At 62.6% G+C, this 26,736-nt stretch carries 23 protein-coding genes; 14 read left to right on the top strand and 9 right to left on the bottom strand.

The window, feature by feature from the left end; translation table 11 throughout:
* Positions 1-115 precede the first annotated feature (115 nt).
* The 8 genes from GPA21_RS10275 to GPA21_RS10240 all read left to right on the top strand — a co-directional run bounded on the left by GPA21_RS10275 (position 116) and on the right by GPA21_RS10240 (position 9,344).
* On the top strand, positions 116-586 hold the full coding sequence (locus GPA21_RS10275) for a diguanylate cyclase (RefSeq protein ID WP_339379880.1): 471 nt from the start codon (positions 116-118) through the stop codon (positions 584-586).
* Between the two features lie 109 nt (positions 587-695).
* Entirely contained in the window at positions 696-1,985 is a 1,290-nt protein-coding gene (locus GPA21_RS10270) for a sensor domain-containing diguanylate cyclase (protein ID WP_168988107.1), read from the top strand.
* A 143-nt stretch (positions 1,986-2,128) separates the two neighbouring features.
* On the top strand, positions 2,129-2,329 hold the full coding sequence (locus GPA21_RS10265) for a DUF3820 family protein (protein ID WP_339379879.1): 201 nt from the start codon (positions 2,129-2,131) through the stop codon (positions 2,327-2,329).
* A gap of 43 nt (positions 2,330-2,372) precedes the next feature.
* Positions 2,373-3,311: a M48 family metalloprotease gene (locus GPA21_RS10260; RefSeq protein ID WP_168988105.1), complete on the top strand. Its 939-nt coding sequence runs from the start codon at positions 2,373-2,375 to the stop codon at positions 3,309-3,311.
* A gap of 157 nt (positions 3,312-3,468) precedes the next feature.
* On the top strand, positions 3,469-6,333 hold the full coding sequence (locus tag GPA21_RS10255; RefSeq protein WP_168988104.1) for a PAS domain S-box protein: 2,865 nt from the start codon (positions 3,469-3,471) through the stop codon (positions 6,331-6,333).
* The gene (locus GPA21_RS10250) at positions 6,330-6,761 is read left to right on the top strand and encodes a response regulator (RefSeq protein WP_168988103.1); all 432 of its coding nucleotides are present in this window, start codon (positions 6,330-6,332) and stop codon (positions 6,759-6,761) included. The genes GPA21_RS10255 and GPA21_RS10250 overlap by 4 nt, the downstream gene beginning before the upstream one ends.
* An 8-nt stretch (positions 6,762-6,769) precedes the next feature.
* Positions 6,770-8,863: a putative bifunctional diguanylate cyclase/phosphodiesterase gene (locus GPA21_RS10245; protein ID WP_168988102.1), complete on the top strand. Its 2,094-nt coding sequence runs from the start codon at positions 6,770-6,772 to the stop codon at positions 8,861-8,863.
* 112 nt (positions 8,864-8,975) lie between these two features.
* A complete protein-coding gene (locus GPA21_RS10240; protein ID WP_168988109.1) occupies positions 8,976-9,344 on the top strand; it encodes a hypothetical protein in 369 nt (122 codons plus the stop codon).
* 109 nt (positions 9,345-9,453) lie between these two features.
* Here the strand turns inward: GPA21_RS10240 and GPA21_RS10235 are convergent, their stop codons facing one another.
* Complete coding sequence (locus tag GPA21_RS10235) at positions 9,454-11,574, bottom strand: TonB-dependent receptor family protein (RefSeq protein ID WP_168988101.1); 2,121 nt, start codon at positions 11,572-11,574, stop codon at positions 9,454-9,456.
* A gap of 175 nt (positions 11,575-11,749) precedes the next feature.
* Between GPA21_RS10235 and GPA21_RS10230 the strand changes: the two genes are divergently transcribed.
* The 5 genes from GPA21_RS10230 (at position 11,750) to GPA21_RS10210 (ending at position 16,111) form a co-directional block, all read left to right on the top strand.
* Positions 11,750-12,226, top strand: coding sequence for a 4Fe-4S dicluster domain-containing protein (locus GPA21_RS10230; protein WP_168988100.1), 477 nt, complete (start codon positions 11,750-11,752; stop codon positions 12,224-12,226).
* 10 nt (positions 12,227-12,236) lie between these two features.
* Positions 12,237-14,084, top strand: coding sequence for an aldehyde ferredoxin oxidoreductase family protein (locus GPA21_RS10225; protein ID WP_168988099.1), 1,848 nt, complete (start codon positions 12,237-12,239; stop codon positions 14,082-14,084).
* Between the two features lie 135 nt (positions 14,085-14,219).
* Entirely contained in the window at positions 14,220-15,494 is a 1,275-nt protein-coding gene (locus GPA21_RS10220) for an NAD(P)/FAD-dependent oxidoreductase (protein WP_168988098.1), read from the top strand.
* 54 nt (positions 15,495-15,548) lie between these two features.
* Positions 15,549-15,800: a MoaD/ThiS family protein gene (locus tag GPA21_RS10215; protein WP_168988097.1), complete on the top strand. Its 252-nt coding sequence runs from the start codon at positions 15,549-15,551 to the stop codon at positions 15,798-15,800.
* A 2-nt stretch (positions 15,801-15,802) separates the two neighbouring features.
* The gene (locus GPA21_RS10210; protein ID WP_168988096.1) at positions 15,803-16,111 is read left to right on the top strand and encodes a hypothetical protein; all 309 of its coding nucleotides are present in this window, start codon (positions 15,803-15,805) and stop codon (positions 16,109-16,111) included.
* A gap of 19 nt (positions 16,112-16,130) precedes the next feature.
* On the opposite strand, the gene GPA21_RS10205 is transcribed toward GPA21_RS10210, so the two are convergent.
* From GPA21_RS10205 to moaC, 5 genes are read right to left on the bottom strand one after another with little or no spacing between them, the layout of a single operon-like run.
* The gene (locus GPA21_RS10205; RefSeq protein ID WP_168988095.1) at positions 16,131-18,203 is read right to left on the bottom strand and encodes an LTA synthase family protein; all 2,073 of its coding nucleotides are present in this window, start codon (positions 18,201-18,203) and stop codon (positions 16,131-16,133) included.
* A gap of 2 nt (positions 18,204-18,205) precedes the next feature.
* Positions 18,206-18,895 (bottom strand): class I SAM-dependent methyltransferase, encoded by a 690-nt coding sequence (locus GPA21_RS10200; RefSeq protein ID WP_168988094.1) that lies wholly within the window; start codon positions 18,893-18,895, stop codon positions 18,206-18,208.
* Positions 18,896-18,946: 51 nt separating this feature from the next.
* On the bottom strand, positions 18,947-20,245 hold the full coding sequence (locus tag GPA21_RS10195; RefSeq protein ID WP_168988093.1) for a sensor histidine kinase: 1,299 nt from the start codon (positions 20,243-20,245) through the stop codon (positions 18,947-18,949).
* Positions 20,229-20,912: a response regulator transcription factor gene (locus GPA21_RS10190; RefSeq protein WP_168988092.1), complete on the bottom strand. Its 684-nt coding sequence runs from the start codon at positions 20,910-20,912 to the stop codon at positions 20,229-20,231. Before GPA21_RS10190 ends, GPA21_RS10195 begins: the two co-directional genes overlap by 17 nt.
* A gap of 13 nt (positions 20,913-20,925) precedes the next feature.
* A complete protein-coding gene (gene moaC, locus GPA21_RS10185) occupies positions 20,926-21,402 on the bottom strand; it encodes a cyclic pyranopterin monophosphate synthase MoaC (protein ID WP_168988091.1) in 477 nt (158 codons plus the stop codon).
* 83 nt (positions 21,403-21,485) lie between these two features.
* Between moaC and GPA21_RS10180 the strand changes: the two genes are divergently transcribed.
* Positions 21,486-22,916: a beta-barrel assembly-enhancing protease gene (locus GPA21_RS10180; RefSeq protein WP_168988090.1), complete on the top strand. Its 1,431-nt coding sequence runs from the start codon at positions 21,486-21,488 to the stop codon at positions 22,914-22,916.
* A 28-nt stretch (positions 22,917-22,944) separates the two neighbouring features.
* On the opposite strand, the gene GPA21_RS10175 is transcribed toward GPA21_RS10180, so the two are convergent.
* From GPA21_RS10175 to GPA21_RS10165, 3 genes are all read right to left on the bottom strand, one after another.
* The gene (locus tag GPA21_RS10175) at positions 22,945-23,373 is read right to left on the bottom strand and encodes a response regulator (protein ID WP_168988089.1); all 429 of its coding nucleotides are present in this window, start codon (positions 23,371-23,373) and stop codon (positions 22,945-22,947) included.
* Positions 23,360-23,893: a chemotaxis protein CheX gene (locus tag GPA21_RS10170; RefSeq protein WP_168988088.1), complete on the bottom strand. Its 534-nt coding sequence runs from the start codon at positions 23,891-23,893 to the stop codon at positions 23,360-23,362. The genes GPA21_RS10175 and GPA21_RS10170 overlap by 14 nt, the downstream gene beginning before the upstream one ends.
* Before the next feature lie 7 nt (positions 23,894-23,900).
* Positions 23,901-26,736 (bottom strand): PAS-domain containing protein (locus GPA21_RS10165; protein WP_168988087.1); only part of this gene is annotated, 2,836 nt, incomplete at its 5' end.

The following is a 26,736-nucleotide window of genomic DNA, read 5'->3' as shown; positions in this document are numbered from 1 at the left end:
ACCATCGGTTACGGACTGCCGGACTTCGCAGAGGAACTCAACTACGGAGTCGATCTATCAACCATCTGAGGGTGGTATCAGATTGATGGGGTGAAGGTGCCCCATCAACCATTAAATCCGTATACCCGATTTTTTCAAGAACTACAATGACCTTTATGGACATCTGGTGGGCGACAAATGCCTCAGGTCTGTAGCGTCCGCGCTGGCGGCCCATGTCGGACGTGCGGGCGAGATGGTGGCCCGTTACGGTGGCGAGGAATTCGCCGTGTTGCTGCCTCTGCAGGGTGACATCGAGGCGCTGGCGCTGGCAGAGCGCATGTGTCGCGCGGTCAGGGACCTGAAGATCGAGCATGGAGCGTCGGAGGTTGCGCCTGTCGTGACGGTGAGTGTGGGCGTGGCCTGTCTGAGAACGGTGCAGATTAATGTGGATCGTGCCCGTGAACACGGGGATGCCGACGATGCGTCCGACTGGCCGCTCATGCATCAGTTGTTTGTCGAGGCGGATACCGCCCTCTACCAGGCCAAACGACTGGGAAGAAATCGCGTGGTGCTGCATGGCTACCCGACCACACGCCGATATGGGTGAACGATGCTGATCGGTCAATGGTTAGAGTGACCAACGAACAACCCCCGGTGCACGGTCCAGGCGGCTTTCGTCCAACCGAGCCAAACGAAACCGGAAGCCCGACCGTCAAATGAATCGTATCGATCTGCTTGAGGCTGCAGTCGCGCACTCGTACAACGCGATCGTGATTACGGACGCGAACCTCGAGGACGACGGGCCGCACATCGAGTACTGCAATCCCGCATTCTGCGAGATGACCGGCTATGCGCTGGCGGAGTTGATCGGTCGGTCGCCAAGGATTCTGCAGGGGCCGGACACCGATCCTCAGGTGCTGGCGCGCCTGAGAGCATGCCTGCGCTCAAATACGCCCTTCCAGGGCAGCGCGATCAACTACCGAAAGGATGGCACGCCCTACCATGTTGAATGGAACATCTCTCCGGTGCGGGGAGCGGATGGCGTCGTTACGCATTTCGTGTCCGTGCAGCAGGACATCAGTACCCGCCTCGAGGCCGAACGCGACAGACGTCTGCTCGCAAATGCATTGAACGTTGCGAACGACCCGATCTTGATTACCGATCGTGCGGCCCGAATCGTGTTCGTCAACCAGGCGTTCGAGCGCCTGACCGGTTACGACGCCGCTGACGCACTCGGACAGACACCGGCGATTCTGCGCTCGGGCGAGCATGACAGTGGGTTCTACGAAGGACTCTGGAGCGCGCTGGAACGTGGCGAGGGGTTCCGGGCGACGTTCACCAACCGCCGCAAGAACGGTGAGCTGTTCCATGTCGAACAGAGCATTGCGGCGGTCCGCGACGATCAGCAGCGGATCACGCATTACGTCAGCATTGCCACTGACATCAGCGAATACGTCCAGCGTCAGCGCCGACTGCATGAACTGGCCCACCGCGACAAGCTCACCGGCCTGCTCAATCGTCGGGCCGGCGAGGCAGAGCTTCAGCTTCGGTATGCCGAGGCGTGTGTCGACGGTACGGTATTCGCGCTGATCATCGGTGACATCGATCATTTCAAGCAGATCAACGACCGGCACGGGCATCCGGTCGGAGACCGGGTGCTGGTGCGCACGGCGCGACTGCTAAGCGAGCGCTTTCGTCGCGATGATGCAGTGATTCGCTGGGGTGGCGAGGAGTTCATGGTGATCCTGCCGAACACGCGGATCGCGGTCGCCCGGCAACTTGCGGATCGTATTCGAGAGGGCATGCGAACGCTCGGTGACGATGATGCCGGTGCCGTCAGCATGTCGCTCGGCGTGGGACAGTGGCAGCAGGACGAGTCGATCGCGGGGCTGATCCATCGGGTGGACAAGGCACTCTACTCGGCGAAGGCCCTGGGGCGAGACCGCGTCGTGGTGGCCGATGGCGATGACGAGGATGAGAACAGAGCGCGAGCCGACGAAGTGTAGTCGGAGGAGTCTGGTGGTCGTGTCTGGTCTCTAAGGCTCATCGGAAGGTTTGACTGGGGCCACCGGCGAGTGCATCACGGCGAATGGCCGGATTTCAGCGTTCACAACTGCTTCGCCGGGAGGGAACAATGACAAGCCCTGAGATGCTGGAACTGCTGGTGACCCGCGAGATGCCGTTTGGCAAGTACAAGGGAAGGCCGATCGCCGATCTGCCGGGGCATTATCTTGCATGGTTCGCACGTCAGGGCTTTCCGAAGGGCGAGATCGGGCGCCTGCTCGCGTTGATGCATGAACTCGATCACAATGGACTGAGGGATCTACTCGAACCACTGAGGATGCGCTAGCTGGCCGCACTCATCGGCATCCGGTTTTGGCGAAGAGACGAAGATGAACAGCGCTGTCTCCCGACAACACGCGACGCGCAATCTGCTGCAGAGTTTTTTGCTGGTTGTGGTGTTGCTGGCGATCTGCGGGCTGGGCGGTTATCTGATTTTCGGCCCCGCTGGGTTCGGGATGGCCGTGGTGGCGGGCTTGTTGGCACTGTTGCTGCAGCCTGCCGCCGCGACGCGGATGACGCTGCGGCTTTATCGTGCGAGGGCGCTGCGTCCCGACGAGGCGCCAGGTCTGTGGCGGATGCTTGCGCTGCTTGCGGAGCGCGCGGGTTTGCCGTCGATTCCGGTACCGCATCACGTGCCGAGTCCGATGGTGAATGCGTTTGCGGTGGGTAGCCGTCGGGCTTCGGCGATCGCGCTGACCGACGGTTTGCTGCGACGTCTCGATGTGGCCGAACTGAACGGCGTGCTGGCGCACGAGGTGGCGCACATCGCGCACGGCGACCTGCGGGTGATGGGGCTGGCCGACTATGTGAGCCGGATCACCGCTTTCTTTGCCCTCGCAGCGCAGCTGTATCTGTTGTTGTCCCTGCCTGCCTTGCTGGCCGGTTCGGTGCAGTTGAATTGGCTCGCAATGGCCGTGTTGCTGCTGTCGCCGCAACTGGCGTTGCTCGCGCAGCTCGGTCTGTCGCGGGTGCGCGAGTTCGAGGCCGATCGGGCTGCGGCCGAACTGACTGGGGATCCGGACGCTCTGGCGCGCGCATTGATGCGGATCGAACGCGTAACCCGTTCGTGGCGAGCCTGGTTGATGCCGGGGTGGGGCAACCCGGAACCGTCCTGGTTGCGGACTCACCCGCTTACCGAGGAACGGGTCGATCGCCTTCGCCAGATGCTTCCGCCGCAAAGACCGCTCGACGCCTTCATGATTGACCGGTTTCCGGAACGCCCGGAGCGCCACAGGCCACGCTGGTTTCCCGGCGGCTACTGGTATTGATCGTCACGCTGTCAGTCGCCGCAGACGGTCATTCTGTGTAATGTTTCCTTGTCCATGGCCTGTTTTCAGATCATTATGAAATCGAAGTATCCGTGTGAGGTAGGCGGCGGGGCGTGATTCCGCCGCGTGTGTCAAGTTTTCAACGGGGAGACCGGGCTTGACCGATATCGAGGTGGTCGCAGGGCGCCGGATCAGTGCCTGGCAGGTAGTGCTGCTGTATGCGCTGTTCGGTGTGCTCTGGATACTTGGCTCTGACCAGTTGCTGCTGAGGCTGGTGGGGGGCGACTTTGCCACGCTCGCGCGCCTTCAGACCTACAAGGGTTGGTTCTTTATCGGGGTGACAGCGCTCGCGCTCTACTGGCTGGTGAACCGCGCTGTGGCCGAGGCACGCGAAGCCGAACGCCTGCTTCAGCAAACCGAGTACAGTTTCCGTGCAATGCTCGAGGGCATGCGGGATCCGGTATTCATCCACGAGCCCGAAAGCGGCCGGATTCTATATGTCAATGGCGCGACTACCGAGCTCTACGGATATTCGCGCGAGCATTTGTGCTCGGCCGAGGTGGGCGACCTGAGTGCCGGAGAGGAGCCTTTCACTCAGGCGAGGGCGCTCGAATGGATCCACCGGGCGCAACCTGGCAAAGGATTGTTGTTCGAGTGGCGGGGAAGACACCGCGACGGGCACTTGATGTGGCTGGAGATCAACCTTTCGCGGGTACAGGTTGGTGCTGAGGAGTATGTGCTCGCGGCGGTCCGCAATATCGACGAACGCAAACGCATCGAGGCTGAGTTGCGCCGTAGCGAGGATAACTACCGGCAGGCTCAGTCGGTGGCGAAGATCGGTAGCTGGCGGGTCGACATTCCGAGTGGATTGCTGGAATGGTCCGATGAGACCTATCGCATATTCGGTCGCAGCCCTGACCAGCCACTGAGCCTGGATGTTTTCTACGAGGCGGTTCATCCCGACGATCGCGACCGCGTGAGGGCGGCGAGCGAGGCTGCACTTGAGGGAGTGCCATATGACATTGAGCATCGCATAGTCACGGGAGACGAGGTCAAGTGGGTCCGCGAAGTGGCCGAGATCGTTAGCGATGAGCAGGGGCAGGCAGTCGGCCGCATCGGTACCGTGCAGGACATCACCGAGCGCCGTGTGCTTGAAGACGCGCAACGGCAGCTGCTGGCGCATCTCGACAGTGTGGCGAATGCCTCACCGGCGCTGCTTTGGACTTCTGCACCCGATGGTGGGCTCGACTGGGTGAACCGACGCTGGCTGGAGTTCTGCGGCGGTTCGTTCGAAGAACAGCTCGGCGATGCATGGATCGATCGCATCCATCCGCTCGACAGCGAATTCAGCGTGCGAACGTACCAGGAGGCGATGGCGTTACGAAGGCCTTATTCGATGGAATACCGGCTCAAGCGGGCCGATGGAACTTATCGCTGGCTGCTCGAACGCGGCATGCCGAGGCTGAACGCAGACGGTGCGTTTCTGGGCTTTATTGGCTCCAGTCTCGACATAACCCGTGAGCGAGAGGTCCAGGAGGCCTTGTGGACGTCAGAGGAGCGCCTGCGGTTGGCTCTCGATGCAGCCCATCAGGGTCTCTACGATACGGACATGACGACTGGCGCGGTAACGGTCAGTCCGCAGTATGCCTCCATGCTCGGCTATGACCCGCTTGGTTTCGAGGAGACACATGAGTCCTGGCTGTCACGAGTGCATTCGGACGACCGGGCGCGGGTCATCGATACGCACCGGCGATATCTGAGCGGCGAACTCGGCGATTACCGCGTGGAGTACCGCATGGCCACCCGCGACGGCGGCTGGAAATGGATTATGTCGGTCGGCGGTATCGTCGAGCGCGATGCCGAAGGATGTGCGACACGCATGATCGGCACCCATACCGACATCGACGCGCTCAAGCGTACCGAGGCGGAGTTGGAGCGCTTCCGTTTCATCATCGAAAACGCCGGACAGGAGATGTATCTTGTTCGACCCGATGGCTCGTTTTTCTACGTGAATCAGGCTGTGGCGAACAATCTCGGTTACTCGCAGGGCGAACTGATGACCATGAGCGTGCCCGACATTGACCCGATGATCGACAGTGGCGCCTTCCGAGCGCATTTCGAGGCGCTGAAGGCGGGCGATCTCCCTCGTTTTGAGACGGTGCATGTCTCCCGCAGCGGGCGGCAGGTGCCGAAGGAGGTCAAATCGGTTTACCTGCGGATGGGGGACGAGGAGTACGTATGCGGTTTTGCGCAGGACATCACTGAGCGCAAGCAGGCTGATGAAGCGCTGTTTGCGCTCAATGCCGACCTGGAACGAAGAGTCATCGAGCGTACGGCTCAGTTGGAGGCCGCAAACAAGGAACTCGAGGCATTCTCCTACTCGGTGTCGCATGACCTGAAGGCGCCGCTAAGAGGGATTGCCGGCTACAGTCAGTTGCTGCAGGAGTCCTGTGGCGAACGTCTCAACGAGGATGAGCGGGCATTTGTTGCCCATATTCGTCGCGGGGCGGGTCAGATGCACGAACTCATCGAGGATCTGCTTGCATACTCGCGTGAGGATCGTCGGCATACCGAGCGGCATGACGTTGAGTTGCGGCCGCTGATCGAGTCGGTGATCGGGTTGCTTTCCGATGAGGACCGCAGGCGCTGCCGTTTCGAATACGACCTCGCGGTGACCAACGTGCGCACCGACCGTGATGGTCTTGGCCTGATTCTGCGCAATCTCTGCGAGAACGCGATCAAGTTCTCGAAGGATGCAGGTGACCCGCGGATCGTTATCGGGTCGTGCAGGCGTGATGACAAAGTGCTGATCTGGGTCGAGGACAACGGAATCGGATTTGACATGAAGTACCATGACAAGATATTCGACATTTTCCAGCGTTTGCACCACGCCGAGACCTATGCGGGGACCGGTGTTGGCCTCGCGCTTGTATCGAAGGCGGCGCAACGGCTGGGTGGCCGGGTATGGGCCGAGAGCGCACCTGGCGATGGTGCCCGCTTCTTTGTGGAGCTTCCCCAATGACGCAGCAGGAATTTCCGCCTCCCATCTTGCTTGTCGAGGACAATCCGGTTGACCTTGACCTGACCATGCGGGCGTTCTCGCGCAAACGTCTCGGCAACCCGATCGAGGTCGCGCGCGATGGTGAAGAGGCGCTTGGTTATCTCGATCGATGGGAAGCGGGCGAACCCCTGCCTGCCGTCATCTTGCTCGACATCAAGCTCCCACGGGTCGATGGGCTTCAGGTGCTCGAAAGGCTGAAAGCGCACGAGCGATTCGCAAAGATACCGGTGGTAATGCTCACTTCGTCGGATGACAACTCCGATCTTTGCCGCGCCTACGATCTCGGGGTGAATTCCTACATCGTCAAGCCGGTGGATTTCGGCAAGTTCATGGCGGTGGCCGAACAGATCGAGCTGTATTGGTGCGTGCTCAATCGCACCCCTCGCTAGGAATCGGGATGCGTCTGCTGCACGTCGAAGATGACTCGAACGACCTCGAGATTGTCGCCCGAACGCTGAAAAAGCGCCTGCAGGTGGGCGAGCTGGTGGCTGCACCGACGCTCGCGGCCGCGCGCGCCGCGCTCAGCAACGGCGCTTTCGACGTCTTGCTGCTCGATCTTCACCTGCCCGATGGTGAAGGATTCGAACTTCTCGAACAACTGCGCGAACGTGGAAATGCCATCGCTACCGTGGTGCTTACCGGAGATGGCGAGGAAGCCGCGGTGCGCGGCGCACTCAAGGCGGGTGCCGACGAGTTCCTGGTCAAGGATCCCGGCTATTTCGATCATCTTCCCGAGGCGATTCGCACCGCACAACGCAAGGCGGCGAACAAACTCGTCGAGAGCGAGCGCCGCTTCCGGGCGTTGTTCGAGCGGACCCCCTCGATTGCGGTGCAGGGTTACGATCGCGAGCGCCGCGTCATTTACTGGAATCGCGCGAGCGAGGAGATGTACGGTTTCAGCGCAGAGGAGGCGGTTGGCCGGCGACTGGAAGATCTCATCATTCCCGCCCCAATGCGCGAAGGGGTTGTCAGTGCGATCGAAGCCTGGTTGGGTGACCGAAGTCGGCCGGTGGAGGCGGGCGAGCTGACGTTGAAACGCAAGGACGGCAGTCCGACACACGTTTTCTCCAGCCATGTGTTGCTCGATGGTCCCGGCGGTGAGCCGGAGCTCTACTGCATCGACGTCGACCTGAACCGGCAGAAGCAGGCCGCCAGCGAGCTCGAGCGATCCGAAGCACAGCTTCAGCAACTCGCACATTACGACCCTCTGACCGGTCTCCCGAACCGCACGCTTGCGCTGATACTGCTTGAGCAGGCGTTGAATCATGCCCGGCGGCATGGTCATGGTGTGGGCGTGCTCTTCGTTGATCTCGACCGGTTCAAGAACATCAACGACAGCTTCGGCCATCCGGTCGGCGACGAGTTGCTGAAGCAGATTGCGAAAAGACTCGCCACGAGGGTGCGGGCAGAGGATACGCTCGCTCGCCTCGGTGGCGACGAGTTCCTGCACGTTCTGGAAAGACTCGAGGATCCGAGCGAGGCCGGTCTTGTCGCCGAGTCACTCATTGCTCTGCTCGACATGCCCTTCACGCTGTCCGGAGGGCAGGAGGTCTACGTCGGCACGAGTGTGGGCATCAGCATTTTTCCGCGTGACAGCGATACCCCTGTGGGGTTGATCCAGCATGCCGACGCCGCGCTTTACAAAGCGAAGGAAGATGGGCGCAAGACCTTCAGCTATTTCACCGCAGAGCTTGGTGTGGCAGCCCAGAAACGCATTGAGCTGGAAACGCGTCTGCGACGAGCGGTCGAGCGTGAGGAGTTCATCCTGCACTATCAACCCAAGCTTGCCGTTGACGGTGGTCGCATCATCGGTTGCGAGGCGCTGCTCCGCTGGCTCAGTCCGGATCTCGGCCTTGTGCAGCCATCGGATTTCATACCGGTTGCCGAGGAGACCGGGCTGATCGAAGCGATCGGTGAATGGGTGTTGCGCAAGGCTTGCCGACAGGCGGTACAGTGGAGCAGACACGGTCTCCCCGAGCTCGATGTTGCCGTGAATCTGTCCGCACGCCAGCTCTGGCAGGCTGAGTTGCCGGTGCGTATTGCCGGAATTCTGCACGAGACGGGTCTCGATCCGAACCGTCTGGAGCTCGAGTTGACCGAGAGCGTCATCATGGGGCAGGAGACGCTTGCTGCAGAACGGTTTGGACAACTCAAGTCACTTGGTGTAAAACTCGCCATCGACGACTTTGGTACCGGCTACTCGTCGCTGGCCTATCTGAAGCGATTTCCGATCGACGTGCTCAAGATCGATAGAAGCTTCGTTCGGGATATTCCCGATGACGCCAACGACATGGCGATTGCCGCCGCGATTGTGGCAATGGCGCGCGCGCTGCGACTGACGGTGGTCGCGGAAGGGGTCGAAACCCTCGCGCAGTTGGCGTTTTTGGCCGAAAAGGCGTGTTACGCGTATCAGGGCTATTTGTTCAGCCCGCCAGTGCCTGCCGAAGACTTTGAGCGTTTGCTTGCTGCTGATTCAGCGCGAAAACCTTGAGCGGAGCGCCAGATGTGCGCGCGTTTGCGTCTCGGTGCGCTCTCTGGTGCGATGCCTTTACCGCTCAAAGAGCGGTGCCAGCGATTTCTTGCGATAACGTGAAGACTTAATGATGAACGATCAGGAACCAATCTCCCCGCGCAGGCGGCTGCAAATGCTGCTCGCCATTCCCGATGGCGAGCGCACCGATGCGGAATGGGACGAGCTGAATGAGCTTGAGATTTCCCTCTCGCCGGTCAATCGTGTCGGCGCCCCGGAACCGGTTTCAGCGGGGGCTGGAGCTTCGGCGCGCAAACGTGCAGCCAAAGGTCCGTCTCCGGCGCGAAGCAAACCGCAGAAACCGGCCAACGTCGAAAAGCCGGCGGCCGCAGCGGCCAAGAAGCCCTTTCGTCGCAGTCCGCGCCGTCGGGCCAAGGGAGGCGGCGGGACTGGTGCAGGCGGTGGCGGCGAGGGGCCGAAGGGTGATGCATCTGCTTCCTGATCGGACTGGTCGTCGATGCGTGCCGATGGTGCGCAAAGCATCGTCCTGAGGGGTTGTCTTGCTGCGTCCGGCGTATCTTCCGGAACGCTGACCGCGGCTACCGCGAGTCTCAGAAAGTGTGCGACAGCCGCAGCCCCGCGAACCAGCTGCGGGGCGGGCCAGGCTCGTAGAAGCGCTCACCCGCAGCGCCCACGATGACTGATGCGACATGCCGCCTGTCGGCGAGATTGTCGATTCGGAACGTTTGCCCGAAGGTCCAGGGCCCCACCTTTTGCTCGGCGTTCGCCGACAAATGAAGCAGAGTGTGTGCCGGCGCAGGACGTGCCCGGTTGCGGTCCTCGACCCAAAGGCGCCCGCGATGCTCCGCCTCCAGCCCGACGCGGACCCCCTCTGCCGGTCGCCATGCGATTTCCCCGTAAGCAGTCAGCTTCGCGATACCCGGCATGCGGTTGCCGCGGTCGATGTGATTGTCGCCGGACTCGAACCCACGGGTGTGACGGGCGTCGATGAGAGTAACGGCACCGCTAGCGCTCAAGCCAGCGCCCAGTTCGGTCGCGAATCCGAACTCCAGCCCGTCGCGCCGGGTTCGGGCAGCGTTGGTGTGACTGGTGCGGCCGCCCGCCGAGGCGGAGACCACGATTTCGTTGCGGGTGTCGATCGAGAACAGCACCAGGTCGAAGCGGGTGTTCGCACCGTTGCGATGCTTTAGACCGACTTCCCACTGTCGGCTACGCGAAGGCCCCAGCGCGAAGTTGAAACCCGATTCCGGCGTCGCGTAAGAGAGTTCGTTCAGGGTTGGCGTTTCGAATCCGGTTCCCATGCTCGCGAATACCTGGATGGAGGGGGAGAGTGCATAGGCCAGCCCGACTGCAGAGGTGATGCGGGAGAAGGCGAGCCGGCCACTGTCGTCTGGGTTGCCGGCTGCGATGTAGCGGTCGCGAACCTCGAATCGCACCTGGTTGTAACGGACTCCGCCCGACCAGGTCCACGGCCCGTCGGCCCAGCTTGCGAGCACATAGGGAGCGAGACTGCTGACCGAGTTCGACTCGTCCCGACGCAGCGCACCGCGCACGCCGATCCTGTCGCCGATGAAGTTTTCGAAACCGCGGCGCACGTCCTTCGAACGCTCGAAGTCGACGCCAGCCGAAACATTCGCGAAGGCGGTGCCAAGATCCATGTCGCGCGACCAGCGCAAACCCAATCCCTCGAAGCGCCGGTCGAGGTCGATCACTCCACCGGCATGACGCGGATTGGCTTGCGGTGCCACCGGGATCGACTGGAACTGAACCACCCGCCGGGTGCCGCCATGAAGGTTGAGGGTGAGCTCGTTGTCGCCCACCGTGTGCACCATACGGACACCACCCTGCAGGTGGCGTATCCGCTTGCGGGTGTTGAAGTCCCTCGCGGGCGCTTCGGTGGTGCGGGGCTGGTCTCGCCATGTGTTGTAGCTCAGGCCCTGAGGGTCATCGGTGTAGGGCTGCGTCAAGGAATTGGCGACCAGAGTCAGTCGCAGATCATCGGCCGGGTTTAGGTCGAGCTTGGCAAAGCCGGTGTCACGGCGGGCGGCGCTGTGTCTCTGAAATCCGCTCGTCTCGAAGCGTGACGAATCGAAGAGGTAGCCGACTCCCCCTCGCTCGCCTTCGGCGCGAAGGCCGAAGCGGCGGGTACCCCAGGCGCCGGCCAGAGCCTGGGCCTCCAAGCGGGGTGGTCCGCTTCCGGTCCTGGAGTGGAAGCGTATGACGCCGCCAGCATGGTTGCCCTCGAGTGCGGCAAAGGGTCCGCGGATGACCTCGGCCCGCTCCACTGTGTCGAGGTTGAATAACGCGGCCTGACCCTGACCGTCCGGATTGCTAGCCGGGATACCGTCGCCTATCAGCCGGACGCCGCGCACGCCGAAGGCGGTGCGACTGCCGAAGCCGCGCACCGAGATCTGGAGGTCTTGCGCGTAGTTGTGGCGGTTGCGGGCGATGACTCCCGGCACCCGTGACAGCAACTCGGAGGCATTGACGCCGACGATGCTGCCGCGGAACTCGTCGGCGTCGACAACGTCGATGGCGTAGGGACGTTCGAAGCTTTCATCCACGAGGGGTGTGTCGGTCACGACGATGGTCTCGAGCATGCTCTCTTCCGCCGTGGTGACCACGGTCTCGGATGCCGTGGTCTTGCCGGTGTGGCAAAGCATCGCAAGAAGCACTGCGGCGAATGGCGGGAGGCGTGGTGCTCGGTGCATGGCTTCATCCTAGCAGCCTGTCAGGAGCATGGGTTCGGCCTGCTCTCAAGGCTGTGGCGATTCCCGGATAGGGGTATACCGCAGTCCGCGGTGTGGGTTCTGGCCGGTGGCTTTGGATTGTCCTATAGTGGCCCGGTAGCGCTATGAACAATAAAACATATGGAGGATGGACAAGATGTGGAAGTCCCTCGTAATCGACCCCGCCAAGTGCACTGGATGTCTGCAGTGCGAAATGGCCTGCTCGTATGAGCACACCGGGGTCATGAACCCCGCCAATTCCCTGATCAAGGTTTTCAACTTCGAGCACGAGGGGCGGAAGGTGCCATACACCTGTACCCAGTGCACCGAAGCCTGGTGCCTGAACGCCTGTCCGGTCGATGCGATCCGGATCAACAAGGCGACCGGCGCGAAGGAAGTCTTCGCCGATACCTGTGTCGGCTGCAAGGTGTGCACGATCGCCTGTCCTTTCGGCACCATCAACTACAACCAGGTCAGCGGCAAGGTACAGAAGTGCGACCTGTGCGCTGGTGATCCGGCTTGTGCGAAAGCCTGTCCGACCGAGGCGATCACCTACGTGGACGCCAACTGGACCGGTTACGACCGCATGCAGGCCTGGGCCGCCAAGGCCAACACCCCCGCAACCGCCGCCTGAGGAGACTGACATGGCATGGACACGCAAGATCCTGCGGGTGAACCTCACCGCGGGTACCTGTACCGAAGAGCCGCTCAACATGCAGTGGGCGCAAGACTATCTTGGTTCGCGCGGCCTGGCGAGCAAGTATCTGATCTCCGAGATCGACCCCAAGGTCGATCCCCTGTCGCCGGACAACAAGATGATCATGGCCACCGGTCCGCTGACCGGCACCATGGCCTCGACCGGCGGCCGCTATACCGTGGTCACCAAAGGACCGCTGACCGGTGCGATCGCCTGCTCGAACTCCGGCGGCTTTTTCGGTGCCGAGATGAAGTTCGCCGGCTGGGACATGATCATCTTCGAGGGCAAGTCGCCCAAGCCGGTGTATCTGTTCGTCGAGAACGAAAAGGCCGAACTGCGCGACGCTTCCCACCTGTGGGGCAAGAGCTGCTGGGAAACTGAAGAGATCATCAAGTCCCAGCATCAGGATCCGCAGATCCGTATCTCTTCCATCGGCAAGGCGGGTGAGAACCAGGTGCTCTACGCCTGTGTGGTCAATGATCTGCACCGCGCGGCCGGCCGTTCCGGCGTGGGCGCGGTCATGGGCTCCAAGAACCTGAAGGCGGTCGCGTTGCGCGGCACTCGCGGTGTCGGCAACGTGAAGGACTTCCCGGCCTTCATGAAGGCGACCAACGAGGCCAAGAAGGTCCTGCACGACAATGCGGTGACCGGCCAGGGCCTGCCGAAGTACGGCACTCAGGTGCTGATGAACGTGATCAACGAGATCGGCGCGCTGCCGACGCGCAACCACCGCGACGTGCAGTTCGAGGACGCTTCCAAGATCTCCGCCGAGGCCATGCACGAGAAGCGCGAGTCCGACGGCAAGACCCACCTCGTGACCAATGCCGCGTGCTTCGGCTGCACCATCGCCTGCGGCAGGATCTCCGAAATCGACAAGGGCCACTTCACAGTCAAGAACAGCCCGAAATACTGGGGCGCCTCCGGTGGTCTCGAGTACGAGGCGGCCTGGGCGCTCGGCGCGGCCAACGGCGTGGGTGACCTCGAGGCGCTGCAATACGCCAACCTGATCTGCAACGAGCAGGGCATGGATCCGATCTCCTTCGGTGCGACGGTCGGCGCAGCGATGGAGTTGTACGAGATGGGGGTGCTCACCGCCGAGCAGATCGGCATCGATTCGCCGTTCGGCTCAGCCGAGGCGCTGGCAAAGATGGTCGAGATGACCGCGGTTGGCGAGGGTTTCGGCAAGGAGCTGGGCATGGGCAGCAAGCGCCTGTGCGCCAAGTACGGCCACCCCGAGCTGTCGATGAGTGTCAAGGGTCAGGAATTCCCGGCCTACGATTCGCGCGGCATCCAGGGCATGGGCCTGGCGTATGCGACCTCCAACCGCGGCGCCTGCCACTTGCGCGGTTACACCGTGGCCTCCGAAGTGCTCGGCATCCCGGTCAAGACCGATCCGCTCGCGACCGACGGCAAGCCGGAGCTGGTCAAGGCCTTCCAGGATGCCACTGCGGTGTTCGACTCGGCCGGCATCTGTGTATTCACCTCGTTTGCCTGGACGTTGGCAGACGTGCAGCCGCAGCTGGACGCGGCCTGTGAGGGTGAGTGGACCATGGACAAGCTCAACGAGGTCGGCGAGCGCATCTGGAACATGGAGCGCATGTTCAACAATGCGGCCGGATTCACCGCCAAGGACGACAACCTGCCGCCGCGACTGACCCAGGAGCCGGCCAAGACCGGTCCGGCCAAGGGGCTGGTCAACGGTCTGGCCAAGATGCTGCCTGAGTACTACCAGGTTCGCGGCTGGACGCCGGAGGGCGAGCCCACTGCCGACACCCGTCAGCGACTTGGTCTGTGAGCTTGTGACGCCGGTGGCCCGCGTCGCGGGTCACCGGGCGTCGCCTGACGGACGGTCATCAGGCGTGGCTGTGCGTTCTTGCGTGCGTGCCACGCGTGTCCTACGGATCAGCCCTCAACCACAGAGGAACTCCGCATGAAACACTTGATTCTGGGTAATGGCCCGGCCGGCGTGATTGCGGCCGAGACCCTGCGCAATGCGGCGCCAGACGATGAGATTCTGCTCGTCGGCGCCGAGGATGCGCCACCGTATTCGCGGATGGCGATTCCCTATCTGCTCGAAGAGAACATCGACGAGAGCGGTACCTACCTGCGCAAGGCGCCGGGCCATTTCGAGCAATTGCGCGTGCGTGAGCTGCGCGCGCGGGCGGTGTCGGTGGATACCGGGGCAAGGCGGGTGCTGTTTGCCGACGGCCATTTCGAGGACTACGGCCGGCTGCTGGTCGCCACCGGCTCGCATCCGATCCGTCCGCCGATTCCGGGTATCGACCTGCCCCAGGTCCAGACCTGCTGGACGCTCGAGGATGCGCGCGCGATCGCGCGCTACGCCAAACCCGGCGCGCGGGTCTTGCAGTTGGGCGCCGGCTTCATCGGCTGCATCATCATGGAGTCCTTCATCGAGCGCGGCGTGTCGCTGACCGTGGTCGAAATGGGTGACCGCATGGTGCCGCGAATGATGACGCCCAAGGCCGGCGGCATGATCAAGCAGTGGGTCGAGGACAAGGGCATCCGGGTAATCACCTCGGCGGGTGTCGAGCGCATCGACGCAGCCGCAGGTGGTGATGCGCCCTTGTCGGTGACACTGTCCAACGGCGACAGGATGGCCTGCGATCTGGTCATCGTCTCGGCGGGTGTCGCGCCCAACGTCGGTTTTCTCGAGGGTACCGGTGTGCAGGTCGCCAAGGGAGTGCTGGTGGATGACACGATGCGTACCAGTGTCCCGGAGATCTATGCCGCCGGCGATGTCGCCGAGGCGCCGGACCTGTTCACAGGCGCCCACCTCGTGTCCGCGATCCAGCCGAATGCTGCGGATCAGGCGCGCGTTGCGGCGCTCAACATGGCGGGGCAGGAGACCCACATGAAAGGGGTGTTGGCGATCAACGTGCTCGATACTCTTGGTCTGATCTCGTCCTCGTTCGGCCAGTGGTGGGGAGACAAGGCCGAGAACGGGGGGCGCGGCGTCGAACTCGTCGATGAGCGCGGCTGGCGCTATCTCAGCCTGCAGTTCAGGGACGACGTGCTGATCGGGGCGACCTCCATCGGTCTCACCGAACACGTCGGTGCGTTGCGCGGGCTGATCCAGAGTCAGGTCCGCCTCGGCTCATGGCGCGACCGCCTGCTCGAGTATCCGCTGCAGTTCGTCGATGCCTACATCGCGCGTTGTCACCAACCTCAGGCGCTGGCTCGATAAAGCCACGCGCCCGCTGTTGGGGCGGGCGCGTGAGCAGTTGATTATGGGTTGCTGATGCAGATCACCTTCAAGCTCTTTGCTTCACTTTCCGACTATCTGCCACCTGATCGCAAGGGGAATGTGCTCTCCTTGCAGGTCGCCGAGGGCACCACGGTGCAACAGATGATTCGCGATTACCGCATTCCCGAGATGAGTGCGCATCTGGTACTGGTTAACGGTGTCTACATTCCACCGTCCGCGCGCGCCGATCGTGCGCTCACCGACGGCGACGAGTTGGCCATCTGGCCTCCGATCGCGGGCGGCTGAGCTTGGCCTTCATCAATGGGCCGGTTCCCGAGGCTCTCGATCGCGAAGTGGCTGCGACGCCCGCGGAGTTTGAACGGGATTTGCGCAAGGCCTGGCCGCAAGGCGTGCGAAGCGATGCATCTCTGTCGCTTGAGCTTAACGACGGGGCGTTGCGGCTGACAATTCTGCTCGAACCGCTCGAGCCCCGCCGCATCGGTTTGCTGACCTTGCCGCGCCTGTGTGCGCGCTATCGTTTCGAGGGAGGTGACGAGCGCGCACGAACCGCCTTGCTCACGCGCCTCGACCGCGCCATGCAGCGGGGTGGCGGGTGAGGTGGATTCGCTCAGTGCTTTATCCGTCCCGCGCATCGAGCCCGCGTCTCGCCGTTCCGGTCTCTGCATCGGGGAGGCGGTAGCGTTCGGTTCGGTAAAGCCACGAGCCGAGTTGCACATGGGCGAGTGCGCGGGTCGCGAGCACCTCGCCGTGCGGTGGCGCAGGCGTTTCCTCGAGCCGCTTGTGCGTCGGGTCGAATCGACCGAAGGCGGGCGCGTGTTCCGGCCTGAGTACGACGACATCGTCACCCTCCATCCAGGCATAGAGGTTTTCGTACTGCATCATCGCGCGTCCGGGCAGGGTGCCGGCTTCGGCCGACAGGTCGCGTCCGATCATTGGGTGCTCGGCTTCGATACCCATCAGCGACAGCATCGTGACCGGCAGGTCGATCTGGCTGGCGACGGTCTGGATTCGTCGCGCCTGGACATCAGCACCGAGAATCAGCCCCGGGATGTGGAAGCGTTCGATCGGCACAAGCTCCTCGCCGCGAACGCGAATGTCGTGATCGGCGACTATGAGAAACAGGGTGTCCTGCCAGTAAGCACTCGATCGGGCCTGGTCGATGAAGCGGCCAAGTGCGTAGTCGGCGTATTTCACCGCATTGTTGTCTGTTGCCTTTTCCGGATTGAACAGTTCGATCCGTCCATCTGGAAACTCGAACGGAGAATGGTTTGACGATGTGAACACCAGGGTGAAGAAGGGTGTATCGGTCTGGTGCTGCGCGAGCAGTTCCTGATGGGTTCGGTCGAACAGGTCTTCGTCCGAAACACCCCAGCTTCCCTTGAATACCGGGTTCGGATAGTCATTCTGGTCGATCACGGTCTGGAAGCCGTTTGCCATGAAGAAGCCGCGCATGTTGTCAAAATGCGCTTCGCCCCCATAGATGAAGCTCGTGCGGTAGCCTTCGCGTTCGAGAATGGCCGCGAGCGTAGTGAAGCCGCCCTGGGCCTTCGCAAGCTTGACCACGCTTTGCGCCGGGGTCGGCGGAAATCCGGTCACGACCGCTTCGATGCCTCGTACCGAACGAGTACCGGTTGCGTACAGGCGCTCGAACCACCATCCCTCTTGCTTCAGCCGCTCGAGTTCGGGCGTGACCGGCAAACCGCCGAGGGACTCGACAAAGGTCGCGCCGAGGCTCTCTTCCAGGATGATGACCAGATTCAGAGGACGGGTGCGGTTGGCGGTGGGTGTGAGGCGCGTCATTGTCGGCAACTCGGCAGAGTTGACCACTGCAGTGGGCGCACCGAGCGACTGGCGTGCATCGCGCACGGTCTCGAGCATGGTCTCGGTATCGAGCTTGCCGTAGATCTCGCTCGAAACGTTCTCGTTGCGCAGGCCGTAAAGGGCGTGGGCCACCGACCACGTCGAGTTCAGGATCAGACTGTTGACCAGGGTGTCGGAGCTGAGCGCAAAAGAGGCGGGATTCACCGGGCGGTGATCGAGCGTCGAGCGGATCGCCAGCGCCAGCGCAAGCACGACGAGCGGCCAGCTGAGCCACACGATCCACCACCGCCAGGGTCTGGCCTGCGCAGCGGGGGTGCGCATGAGGCGCCGGGTCAGAACCACGGAGAGCGCAGTCACCGAGATCGCGACCACTACCGGCAGCTTGAAGCCTCGCCAGAGCATGGTCACGACTTCACGCGGGTAGATCAGGTACTCGACGAACAGCCGGTTGGGTCTGACCTCGTACTCCAGGATAAAGGCTGGGGTGACGATCTCGAGGAAGACCAGCAGGGTGAGGCCGCCTATTGCCCAGGCGGTGGTGAAGCGGCGCCAGACTGCCCAGCCGAAGCGGTGGGCGAGCAGGGGAGCGACGAGAATGGGCACGACCGCGAGCAGGGAGACTTGAATCAGGTCGACCCGGACGCCTTGCCACAGGACCTCCCAACCCAGACCACTGGCTTCGACGCGCGGCCATAGCCACATGACCAGCGCAAGCCGTGAGGCCGACAACAGGATCATGCCCGCCAGCATCATCACCGCCAACGGTGCGTAGGGGCCGAGGAGATTCTTGAGACTTCGGTCCGGTCTCAGACCGGCGCGCACCGTCGTCGCAGGTGCGAAGGCGGCACCACTGCTGGATGTGTTCATCTTCAGATCTTGTTCAACACATAGACCCGCCACATCGAGTGCAGTGGCAGGAAGTCGAGACGGGCGGCGACCCTGAAGCCGGCGTCCGCAAACTCGCGCTCCACGAGCCTGGCCGGAAGCACGAAGCGGTTCTGGTAGGACTTGCGGCCGGCGGTGTTGCGCCGCGCCTCGAGTCGCTTGCGCTTCCATGCCATGTAGTTGCCGTCTACCCACAGCGACAGGATGACGCTGTCGCGGCTGACGCGATGGAATTCGCGCAGCATCGCGAGCCGATTCTCGGACTCGCCGATGTGATGGAGCAGACGCATGCAGAAAATGCTGTCCACCGACTCGGCTGGCAGATCTATGGCGAAGGCCGAGGTCTGCATTGTGCGCACTCGGGCGACGATCTCCGGCGCCTGGGTCGCACGGGCGACCTCGAGCATGTCCGCGGAGTTGTCCGCGGCGACGATGACCCGGCCCGGATGCTCCGCGAGTACCGGCCAGAAGCGGCCCGCACCGCAGGGGAGATCGAGAACCAGCGTCGGGTCGCCGGCGATGGACAGCGCCCTGCGTGCGAGCTGCATGTCGCGCCAGTTGGACAGGCGTCGGGCGAGCCCGTCACGGTGCTTGTTGTAGTACTGCTCGGCGTGGCTGCGATCGTACTTCGCGGAGAAGGGCAGTTCGATCGGGTTGTCGGCTTGGTTGTCCATCGTCGCTCGCTTCCATCTTTGTCGATGGCCGCCAGCATGCGGAGACGGACGTCAAACTGAGGTCGGTGATTCGTGAAGATTTCGTGAAGACGCGTTGTCGGTGCCCAGATCGATCCGAAACTCGCATCCCCCACTGGCTGGGCTGCGCAGTTCAATGCGCCAGCCCTGACGTGCGCAGATACGCTGAACCAGCGAAAGGCCGATTCCGACGCCGTCGCCGCGCGTTGCGTCGCCGCGAACGAACGGCGCGAAGACTTTGTCCCGCTCGTGGGCCGGAATGCCCGCGCCGGAGTCGACGATGCTGAATCCTTCGGGTCGCAGTTCAATGGCGACGAAGCCTTGTTCGGTGTAATGCAGGGCGTTGCGCAGCAGGTTGCTCATGACAGTGTGCAGCAGCGCGGCCGGGTAGCGCTGCGCACCCGCCTCGCCGTGCAGCTTGAGATCGAGCTGACGCCGTGCCGCCTCCGGTTGCCAGCGCTCGAACTGTTGCTGGGCCGCCTCGCGCAGCCCGGTAGACTCGACAACCTCGCCCGGTGAGGGCTCCCGGGCCAGACGCAGCAGGGTGTCAGTGAGCTCGCGCATTTCGATCACTGCCCGCTCGATCCGCTCGAGTTGCCGGTCCAGGCCGGGGTCGAGCGTGCCGCGAGCGCGAACCAGTTCGCAACTGCTCGCGATGACCATCAACGGAGTGCGGATCTCATGACTCAGATCGCTGGTGAATAGTCGCTCGCGGTCGAGTGCGCTTCGCAGTCGCGCGAGGGCTTCGTCGAAGGCCGCGGCCAGCCGACCGACCTCGTCGTCAGCATAGTCGGTCGCGAGTGGCGGGGCGAGCGACAGCAGTTGCTCGCGACGTCTGACCTGTCGCGACAAACGGATCACCGGTGCGATGACCCGGTTGGCGATGAGCAGGCCGAGGCCCAGCGCGACCGCGATGCTGGCGAAGAAACCGACCAGCGCGAGGCGTTCCATGATCTCCTCGCGACGTTCGAACTCGTCAAGGGTTGCGAGCAGCGCGTGTCGGCCGTCGGCTCGTGTGTGCAGGAACACGTGGACCTCGTTCCCCTGTTCGTAGGCGTCGTGGAATCCGTCTTGAAAGCCGTTCAACCAGTCGGACCAGGCGGGATCCCGGTCCGAGACGTAGCGTGTGTTCGGTCCGAGCTCGAGCCGGGTGCCGACGTTTTCAAGCTCCAGGACAAACTCGAGCTGCTGCTGCATGAGTTCGGTGGCGAGGTTGCGCTCGGTGAGATCCATGGTGACGATCATGGCGAGCGCGAAGAGTCCCGAGACGACCGCGGACATGAGCACGAAGGCCGCGACAATGCGGCGCTGCAGACTATGTTTTGCGAGCATGGGAGGCCAGCCGGTAGCCGATGCCGTGCACAGTTTCGAGAATCGGACGTTCGAATGGCTTGTCGATTTGCTGGCGAAGTGCGTGAATGTGGCTGCGCAGGCTGTCCGAATCCGGTGGCGAGTCGCCCCACAGCTCGGCTTCGAGCACATCGCGCGGGACGACGGCGGGGCTGCGCTGCATCAGCAAGGTGAGCAGCTTGAGTGCGGCTGGTGTGAGCCGGATGCTGCGGCCGGCACGGCTCACTTCCAGCGTGTCGAGATCGAGCTGCAAATCGTCGACCTCGAGCCGACGCCGACCGCCCCCACGACTGCGTCGCAGAATGGCTTCGATTCGGGCGACCAGCTCGGACAAGGCGAAGGGTTTGGTGAGGTAGTCGTCAGCGCCGCTGGCGAAACCGGTCAGGCGGTCGTCGAGTGCATCGCGCGCGGTGAGCATGACGACCGGGGTGTTCGAGCGCTCGCTCTCGCGCAGGCGCTTGCAGAAAGTGTAGCCGTCTATGCCCGGCAACATCACGTCGAGCACGATGAGATCGAAGTTCCCGGTCGCTGCCAGATGCAACCCGCTCAGCCCGTCGGCGGCACAGTCGACCTCGTAGCCCTTGAGGGCGAGGTAGTCGGCGATGTTCGCGAGAATGTCGCGGCTGTCTTCGACGACGAGGATGCGCATTGTGGACCGGGTGTCAGAGCTTCCAGTGGCCCGATTTTCCGCCGAGCTTCTCGTGGAGCTGGATGTCGTGCATGCGCATGAAACGGTCGACCGCCTTGCACATGTCGTAGATCGTGAGCAGACCGACGTTGACCGCGGTGAGTGCTTCCATCTCGACGCCGGTGCGACCGACCGTCTCGGCGGTCACAGTGAGGTCGATGCGGCTCGCGGCTTCGTCAAGGTGGAACTCCACCGCGACCCGGGTAAGCGGGATCGGGTGGCACAAAGGGATCAGGTCGCTGGTCTTCTTTGAGGCCTGGATCGTGGCGATGCGTGCGATGCCGAGCACGTCGCCTTTCTTTGCGTCGCCGGCCCGGATCATGGCGAAGGTGTCCGGCTGCATCGTAATGCTGCCGCGCGCGACGGCCACCCGACGGGTTTCATCCTTGGCGCCGACATCGACCATGTGCGCCTGGCCCTGGTTGTCGAAATGAGTGAGATTCTGGCTCATGTTTTGGAGGCTATGCCGGTATCGACTACAGACGGAAACAATCCCGATGGAACGGAATCGCGAGCGAGCTATCATAGCACCCGATGATCAAGCGACTTTTTCTCCTGTTGCTGTGCGTTGCGGTTTCGGCAGCGCCGGCGTCTGCGCGGCTCCCCGATTTGGGCGACGTGGCCACTTCCGACCTTTCGCCGATGGCGGAGCGACGAATCGGACAGTCCATCATGCAGGACATCCGCTGGCGCGACCCCGCGTATCTGGGGGATCCGGAGATAGCGGATTATCTCAACCGTCTCGGTGCTCGACTGGTGGCCGCGAGTGATCAGCCGGAGCGGGGCTTCGAGTTCTTCGCAATCAACGACCCCACGCTCAATGCCTTTGCGATGCCGGGCGGCTTCATTGGTCTGCACACCGGCCTGATCCTGGCGGCGGAGACCGAGTCTGAACTGGCGTCGGTGGTCGCACACGAGATCGCCCACGTCACCCAGCGACATATCGCGCAGCTTTTCGGGCGGCAGGGGCAGGCAAGCATGATGGTGCTGGCTTCGGTGCTGGTGGCGATTCTCGCAGCGCGCAGCAATTCCCAGGTCAGCGAGGCGGCGCTCGCGGCCGGCCAGGCCGGCGCAATTCAGCAGCAACTGGGCTATACCCGCGCCTTCGAACGTGAGGCAGACCGTATCGGCCTGCAGATTCTGGAGCGCTCAGGCTTTGACGTCCGTGGCATGCCGGCATTTTTCGAGCGTCTACAGCGCTCGACCCGGGTCTACGAGAACAATGCCCCCGGTTACCTGCGCACCCACCCCTTGACCGAGGAGCGGATGGCCGACCTGGGTAACCGGGTGGCGCAGATGCGCTACCGCCAAGTGCCGGACAGCCCGGATTTTGGCTTCGTACGGACCAAGATTCGCACCCTCAATGGTCCCGCCCCTGATGTGGTGCGCGATTTCGAGTCGCGGGTCGCAGCGGGTAACGACACCATCTTCAATCAGTACGGACTGGCCCGAGCTTTGCTGCGTGCGGGCAGGGTGGAGGAGGCGCGTCGGGCGGTCGCCGCGTTGCGCCAGGAAGCCGAACCTTCGCCCTTCATCGACGGACTGGCCGCCGAGGTGATGTTCGCCGCCCGTGAGCATGGCCAAGCCGTAGGCCTGCTGGAAAAGTCGGTTGGCGCGTTTCCGGATCACATCGCGCTGGACTATCTCTACATCGAGGCCCTGTTGCAGTCCGGCCAGGCGGATGAGGCGGCACGGCGCGCCCGGCATGGGGCGCATCGGAACACGGGCAACGCCCAGTACTGGATGCTGTCGTCGCGCTCCGAGGCGGCGCTCGGTCGCATGAGCGCATACCATCGTGCGCAGGCCGAGGTGCATGTGTTGCGCGGCAGTCTGCCGGCTGCGATAGAGCAACTCGAACTCGCCCGCCGGGCCGGCGATGGCGATTTCCACGAGATGTCGGCAATCGATGCGCGCTTGCGCGCACTCAAGCTGGAAGAAGAGCAGGAGCGGGGGCAGCGTCGTTAAAGGATGCTGGAGCAGAAGCTCGTGCGGATCAGCTTTCGGTTGTGTTCGTACGCTGCTCGATGATTGCCTGCACCTTGGCCTGATCCACTGTCCGACGGCAGGCCTTTTGAATGGCCTCGTAAACCACATGGGGCTGGAAAGGCTTGATCACGTAGCCTTTCGCCCCGGCCTTGAGGGCCTCTAGCACCATTTTCTCCTGCCCGTGTGATGTGACCATCACGATCTTTGCGTCCGGAAATTCGCCGATGATCGCGCGCGTGGCTTCTATGCCGTTCATGTCGGGCATGGTGATGTCCATGGTGACGAGATCGGGACGCTGGCTCCGGTAGGCGGCGATGGCCTCCTTGCCGGTAGCCGCGGTCTGCACAACCCGATAGCCGATCTGTTCCAGCATGACGGTGAGTTTCTGTCTGATGATCGGGGAGTCATCGACGATCATGATGTCAACGGTGCTCATGGTTTTCCTGTGTCGCGTAATCGAGGTGGTTGTCGAAAATCATCCGGGGACCAACGAGGTTGACCGTAACCTGTCCGAACATTGAATCCAGGTTCTGGGTATAGAAACTCGCGTCCTTCATGCGGCGAATTGTCTTGACTCCCTCCAGTATCACGGGAGGCGTCATCGTGATGACGCCGCCTGCATCATCCGCAAGATCGCTGGTGCAATGCCCCAGGATCGTATTCACTGCTTCGCCGGTGGCCGCTTCGCGATACATCGCCACTTCATCTTCGCCGACTTCGAAGCCCTCCGTCATCTTGTCGAAGATGAGGTCGATAAGGCGCTCGTCGAAGCCGAACGCGACAAGCATATTGATATTTCCTCCCAAGGCAATGACGGTTGTCATCCGCGGCAGCGTCAGTTGGTCTGATTCGCTGCAGTGGGCGTTCGCCGCGGTAATGGTCACACCAAACTCGGCGCCGAGATACTCCCTCGTGCGACAAGCGATGGACGACATGATCCTGTCTATCTGCGTCATGGTTGCCTCAGTCGTCATGATCCGAAAAGCGCTCGTCGTACCACTGTCCGTAGGGAAGGGTGAAAACGAACGCGGTCCCCCGGCCGGTTGTCGTCCTGATGTCAATGTCTCCGCCAAGGCGACGGATTTCGCCCATCACCGCCGCCAGCCCGACACCGCGGCCAGCGAGTTCGTCGGCTTCACCGTGCGTGCTCAACTGATCCTTGAATACAAGCTGCGCGATCTCGTCGTCAGCCACCGTATCCACCGCCTCGTCACCGTACAGTCCCTGTTCGACTGCCTTGCGGCGCAACGCAGGCAGATCAAGCCCTCGGCCGTCATCGGTGATGACGAGCCGGATCGCTTCGTTCTCCAGCACGTATTCGCAGCTGATCTGCGCCGCGTCGGGTTTACCGGCATCGCAACGCTCACCGGGGGGCTCCAGTCCGTGAACGACGGCGTTGCGGAAGACATGCCCAAGCGACTGAAGAAAGGGGCGGTAGCGATCGGGTTCGAGCCAGATATCTGCAGCACCCTCGACCGCGAGCCTGCCAACGCGTTTGCCGGTGCGTGCGGCGGTCTGGCGGACGATCTCGTCGAAATCGAGCAGCGCCTGCTTTAGCGACACCTTGCTCAGGCGTGAGATCTCCACGAGGGTGTCGTGTAGCGCCGGCTCGCTCGGATCGAGCGGATCGCCGCGCAACAGTCGTGCTGCCAGGTCGCCGAAGACGACTGCCTTTTCGCGGGCCAGTGCGACACGTGGCCCCTGGCTGAGAAAGTCGTCGCCCAGCGCGTCGGACAGGATCGCCAGGTCTTCTGCAAGACGCGCACGCAGCATTTCGAGCGGGGTGGCTTCTGCGACTCTCCTGACCGTCAGCCCCTGTTCATGCAGCAGATCGGCCAACTGGCTCTCGACGTCGTGCAGCGCAACGGGGCTGGCAGGGAAGCTGAACTGGTTGAGCAGTCCCTTGAATGTATGGATGGCGCGATAGACTTCGTTGGCCACAGCCCGCGATTCGCCGTCCCGCGCGAACAGGCCGGGCAGACCGCTGGTCAGCAGCTCGCGGTAGCTTTCGATCGCATCGAAGAAGTTGGTGCTGTCAGTGACTGCAGACACGATCAGCTCCAGCCGCTTGCGTTCCCTGTCGAGCATGGAGGCCATCGAACGCTCGGCGGTGATGTCAGTGAGCACCATCATGATTCGGCGCTTGTCGAGAATCTTGTATTGCGCGTGAAGCAATCGATCGCCGTGACGGATCTCTGCCGGTAGAAGCGACAGCATCGCCTCCCTGATGAACTCATCGGCTTCATCGAGTGCCGCGGTGATGGTCTCGCGGAACAACGCTTGCTTGAGTTCGTCGTCGCCGAACAGCAATCCGGCCGCATCCATCCCTGCCGGCCAAACGCTGAGCATGGTCTCGCAGCTGCGGCTGCACTCTGGCTCGACCACGAGATCCGCTGCGAAGGAAAGGAAGCCCTGGTCGGCATTGTCCAGCAGGCTGGCCACCTGTTCTCGACGCATCTCCGCTGCAGTCCGGGCATCGCGCAGATCCTCCTCGATCTGCTTGCGCTCGGAGATGTCGGTATTCGTTCCAACGACGCGCGTAGGCTTTCCGGATTCGTCGCGGCCAACCACCATTCCGCGTGCATGGGTCCATCGCCAGACTCCATCCTTGCACAGTGCCCGGTACTCGACCGAGATCGTGGGTGTTTCGCCGCTCAGATGAGCTTTGATGGCTCGGCGCAGTTCATGTCTGTCGTCCGGATGCACGCGCTCGGACCAGTCGATCAGGCCTTCATTGGGTTCGTCGTCAGTGAAACCGAAAATCTCCTTCCAGCGTTTCGAGTAAAGGATTTCGCCGGTCTGCAGATTCCAGTCCCAGACGCCGTCGCGGGCACCTTCGAGTGCGAACTTCCAGCGCTCTTCGTTGGACCGGAGCGCGTGCTCTGCTTGCTTGCGCTCGGTGATGTCGATGTAACTGGTGACGAATCCGCCGCTGGGCACCGGCGTGCCCCGGATCTCGAGCCACCTCCCGTTTGGCCGCTGGCGCTCGATCCGGTGCGGTTGAAAGTTCCGGGCGCGCTCAACGACAGCGTTGAGCTGCTCTTCCGGGTCGCCTGGGCCGTACTCGCCACGAGCGACGTTGAAACGTGCGAGCGTCTCGAACTCCACCGAGCCCGTAGCAAACAGTTCGGGCGGAAACTCGAGAAGTTGCTGGAATTGCTCGTTGTAGGCAGTGAAGCGCAGATCCGTGTCGCAGAATGACACCCCGCCGGGGAAATTGTCGATGATCACCTTCATCACGTCCCGCTGGCGGGCGATCAGCTCGTCGGCGCGCTTGTTTTCGGTAATGTCCGTGTAACAGGTGATGAAGCCGGAGACCGTGCCCCCAAAGGTGAAGGGTAAGCCCTCGACAAGCAGCACACGGCCACCAGCCAGCGTACGCTCGAAGCGGTGCGGCTTGAACTCGCGTGCCCGCGCGACGATCTGCGTGACATGCTCTTCCGGATCCCCCGGACCGTACTCGCCACGTTGCGCGTTATAGCGGATGAAATCCTCGAAGCGAGCATTTCGATAGACGAGTTTCTGAGGAAAATCGAGGATCTCGTGGAAGCGCCGGTTCCACATCATCAGGCGCAAGTTGCTGTCCACTACGCTGATGCCTTGTGGCAACGCGTCGAGCAGGGCCTGGAGTTGGGTGATGGTTCGTTCGCGCTCTATCTCAGCGCGCTTCAGGTCGCTGATGTCGTGGAAGGTACCCTCCAGGCGCGACCTCTCCCCGCTGCCGGGCGTCGGCTCACCGCGCACCAGCAGGAAGACGGTTTCTCCCTCTTTGTTAAGCGCGCGCAGCTCGATGCTGAAT

The sequence above is a fragment of the Azoarcus taiwanensis genome (assembly GCF_012910885.1).
GTDB classification, from domain to species: Bacteria; Pseudomonadota; Gammaproteobacteria; order Burkholderiales; family Rhodocyclaceae; genus Azoarcus_F; species Azoarcus_F taiwanensis.
Note: the sequence above shows the minus strand (reverse complement) of the source record. Positions and strands in the feature narration are given on the sequence as shown.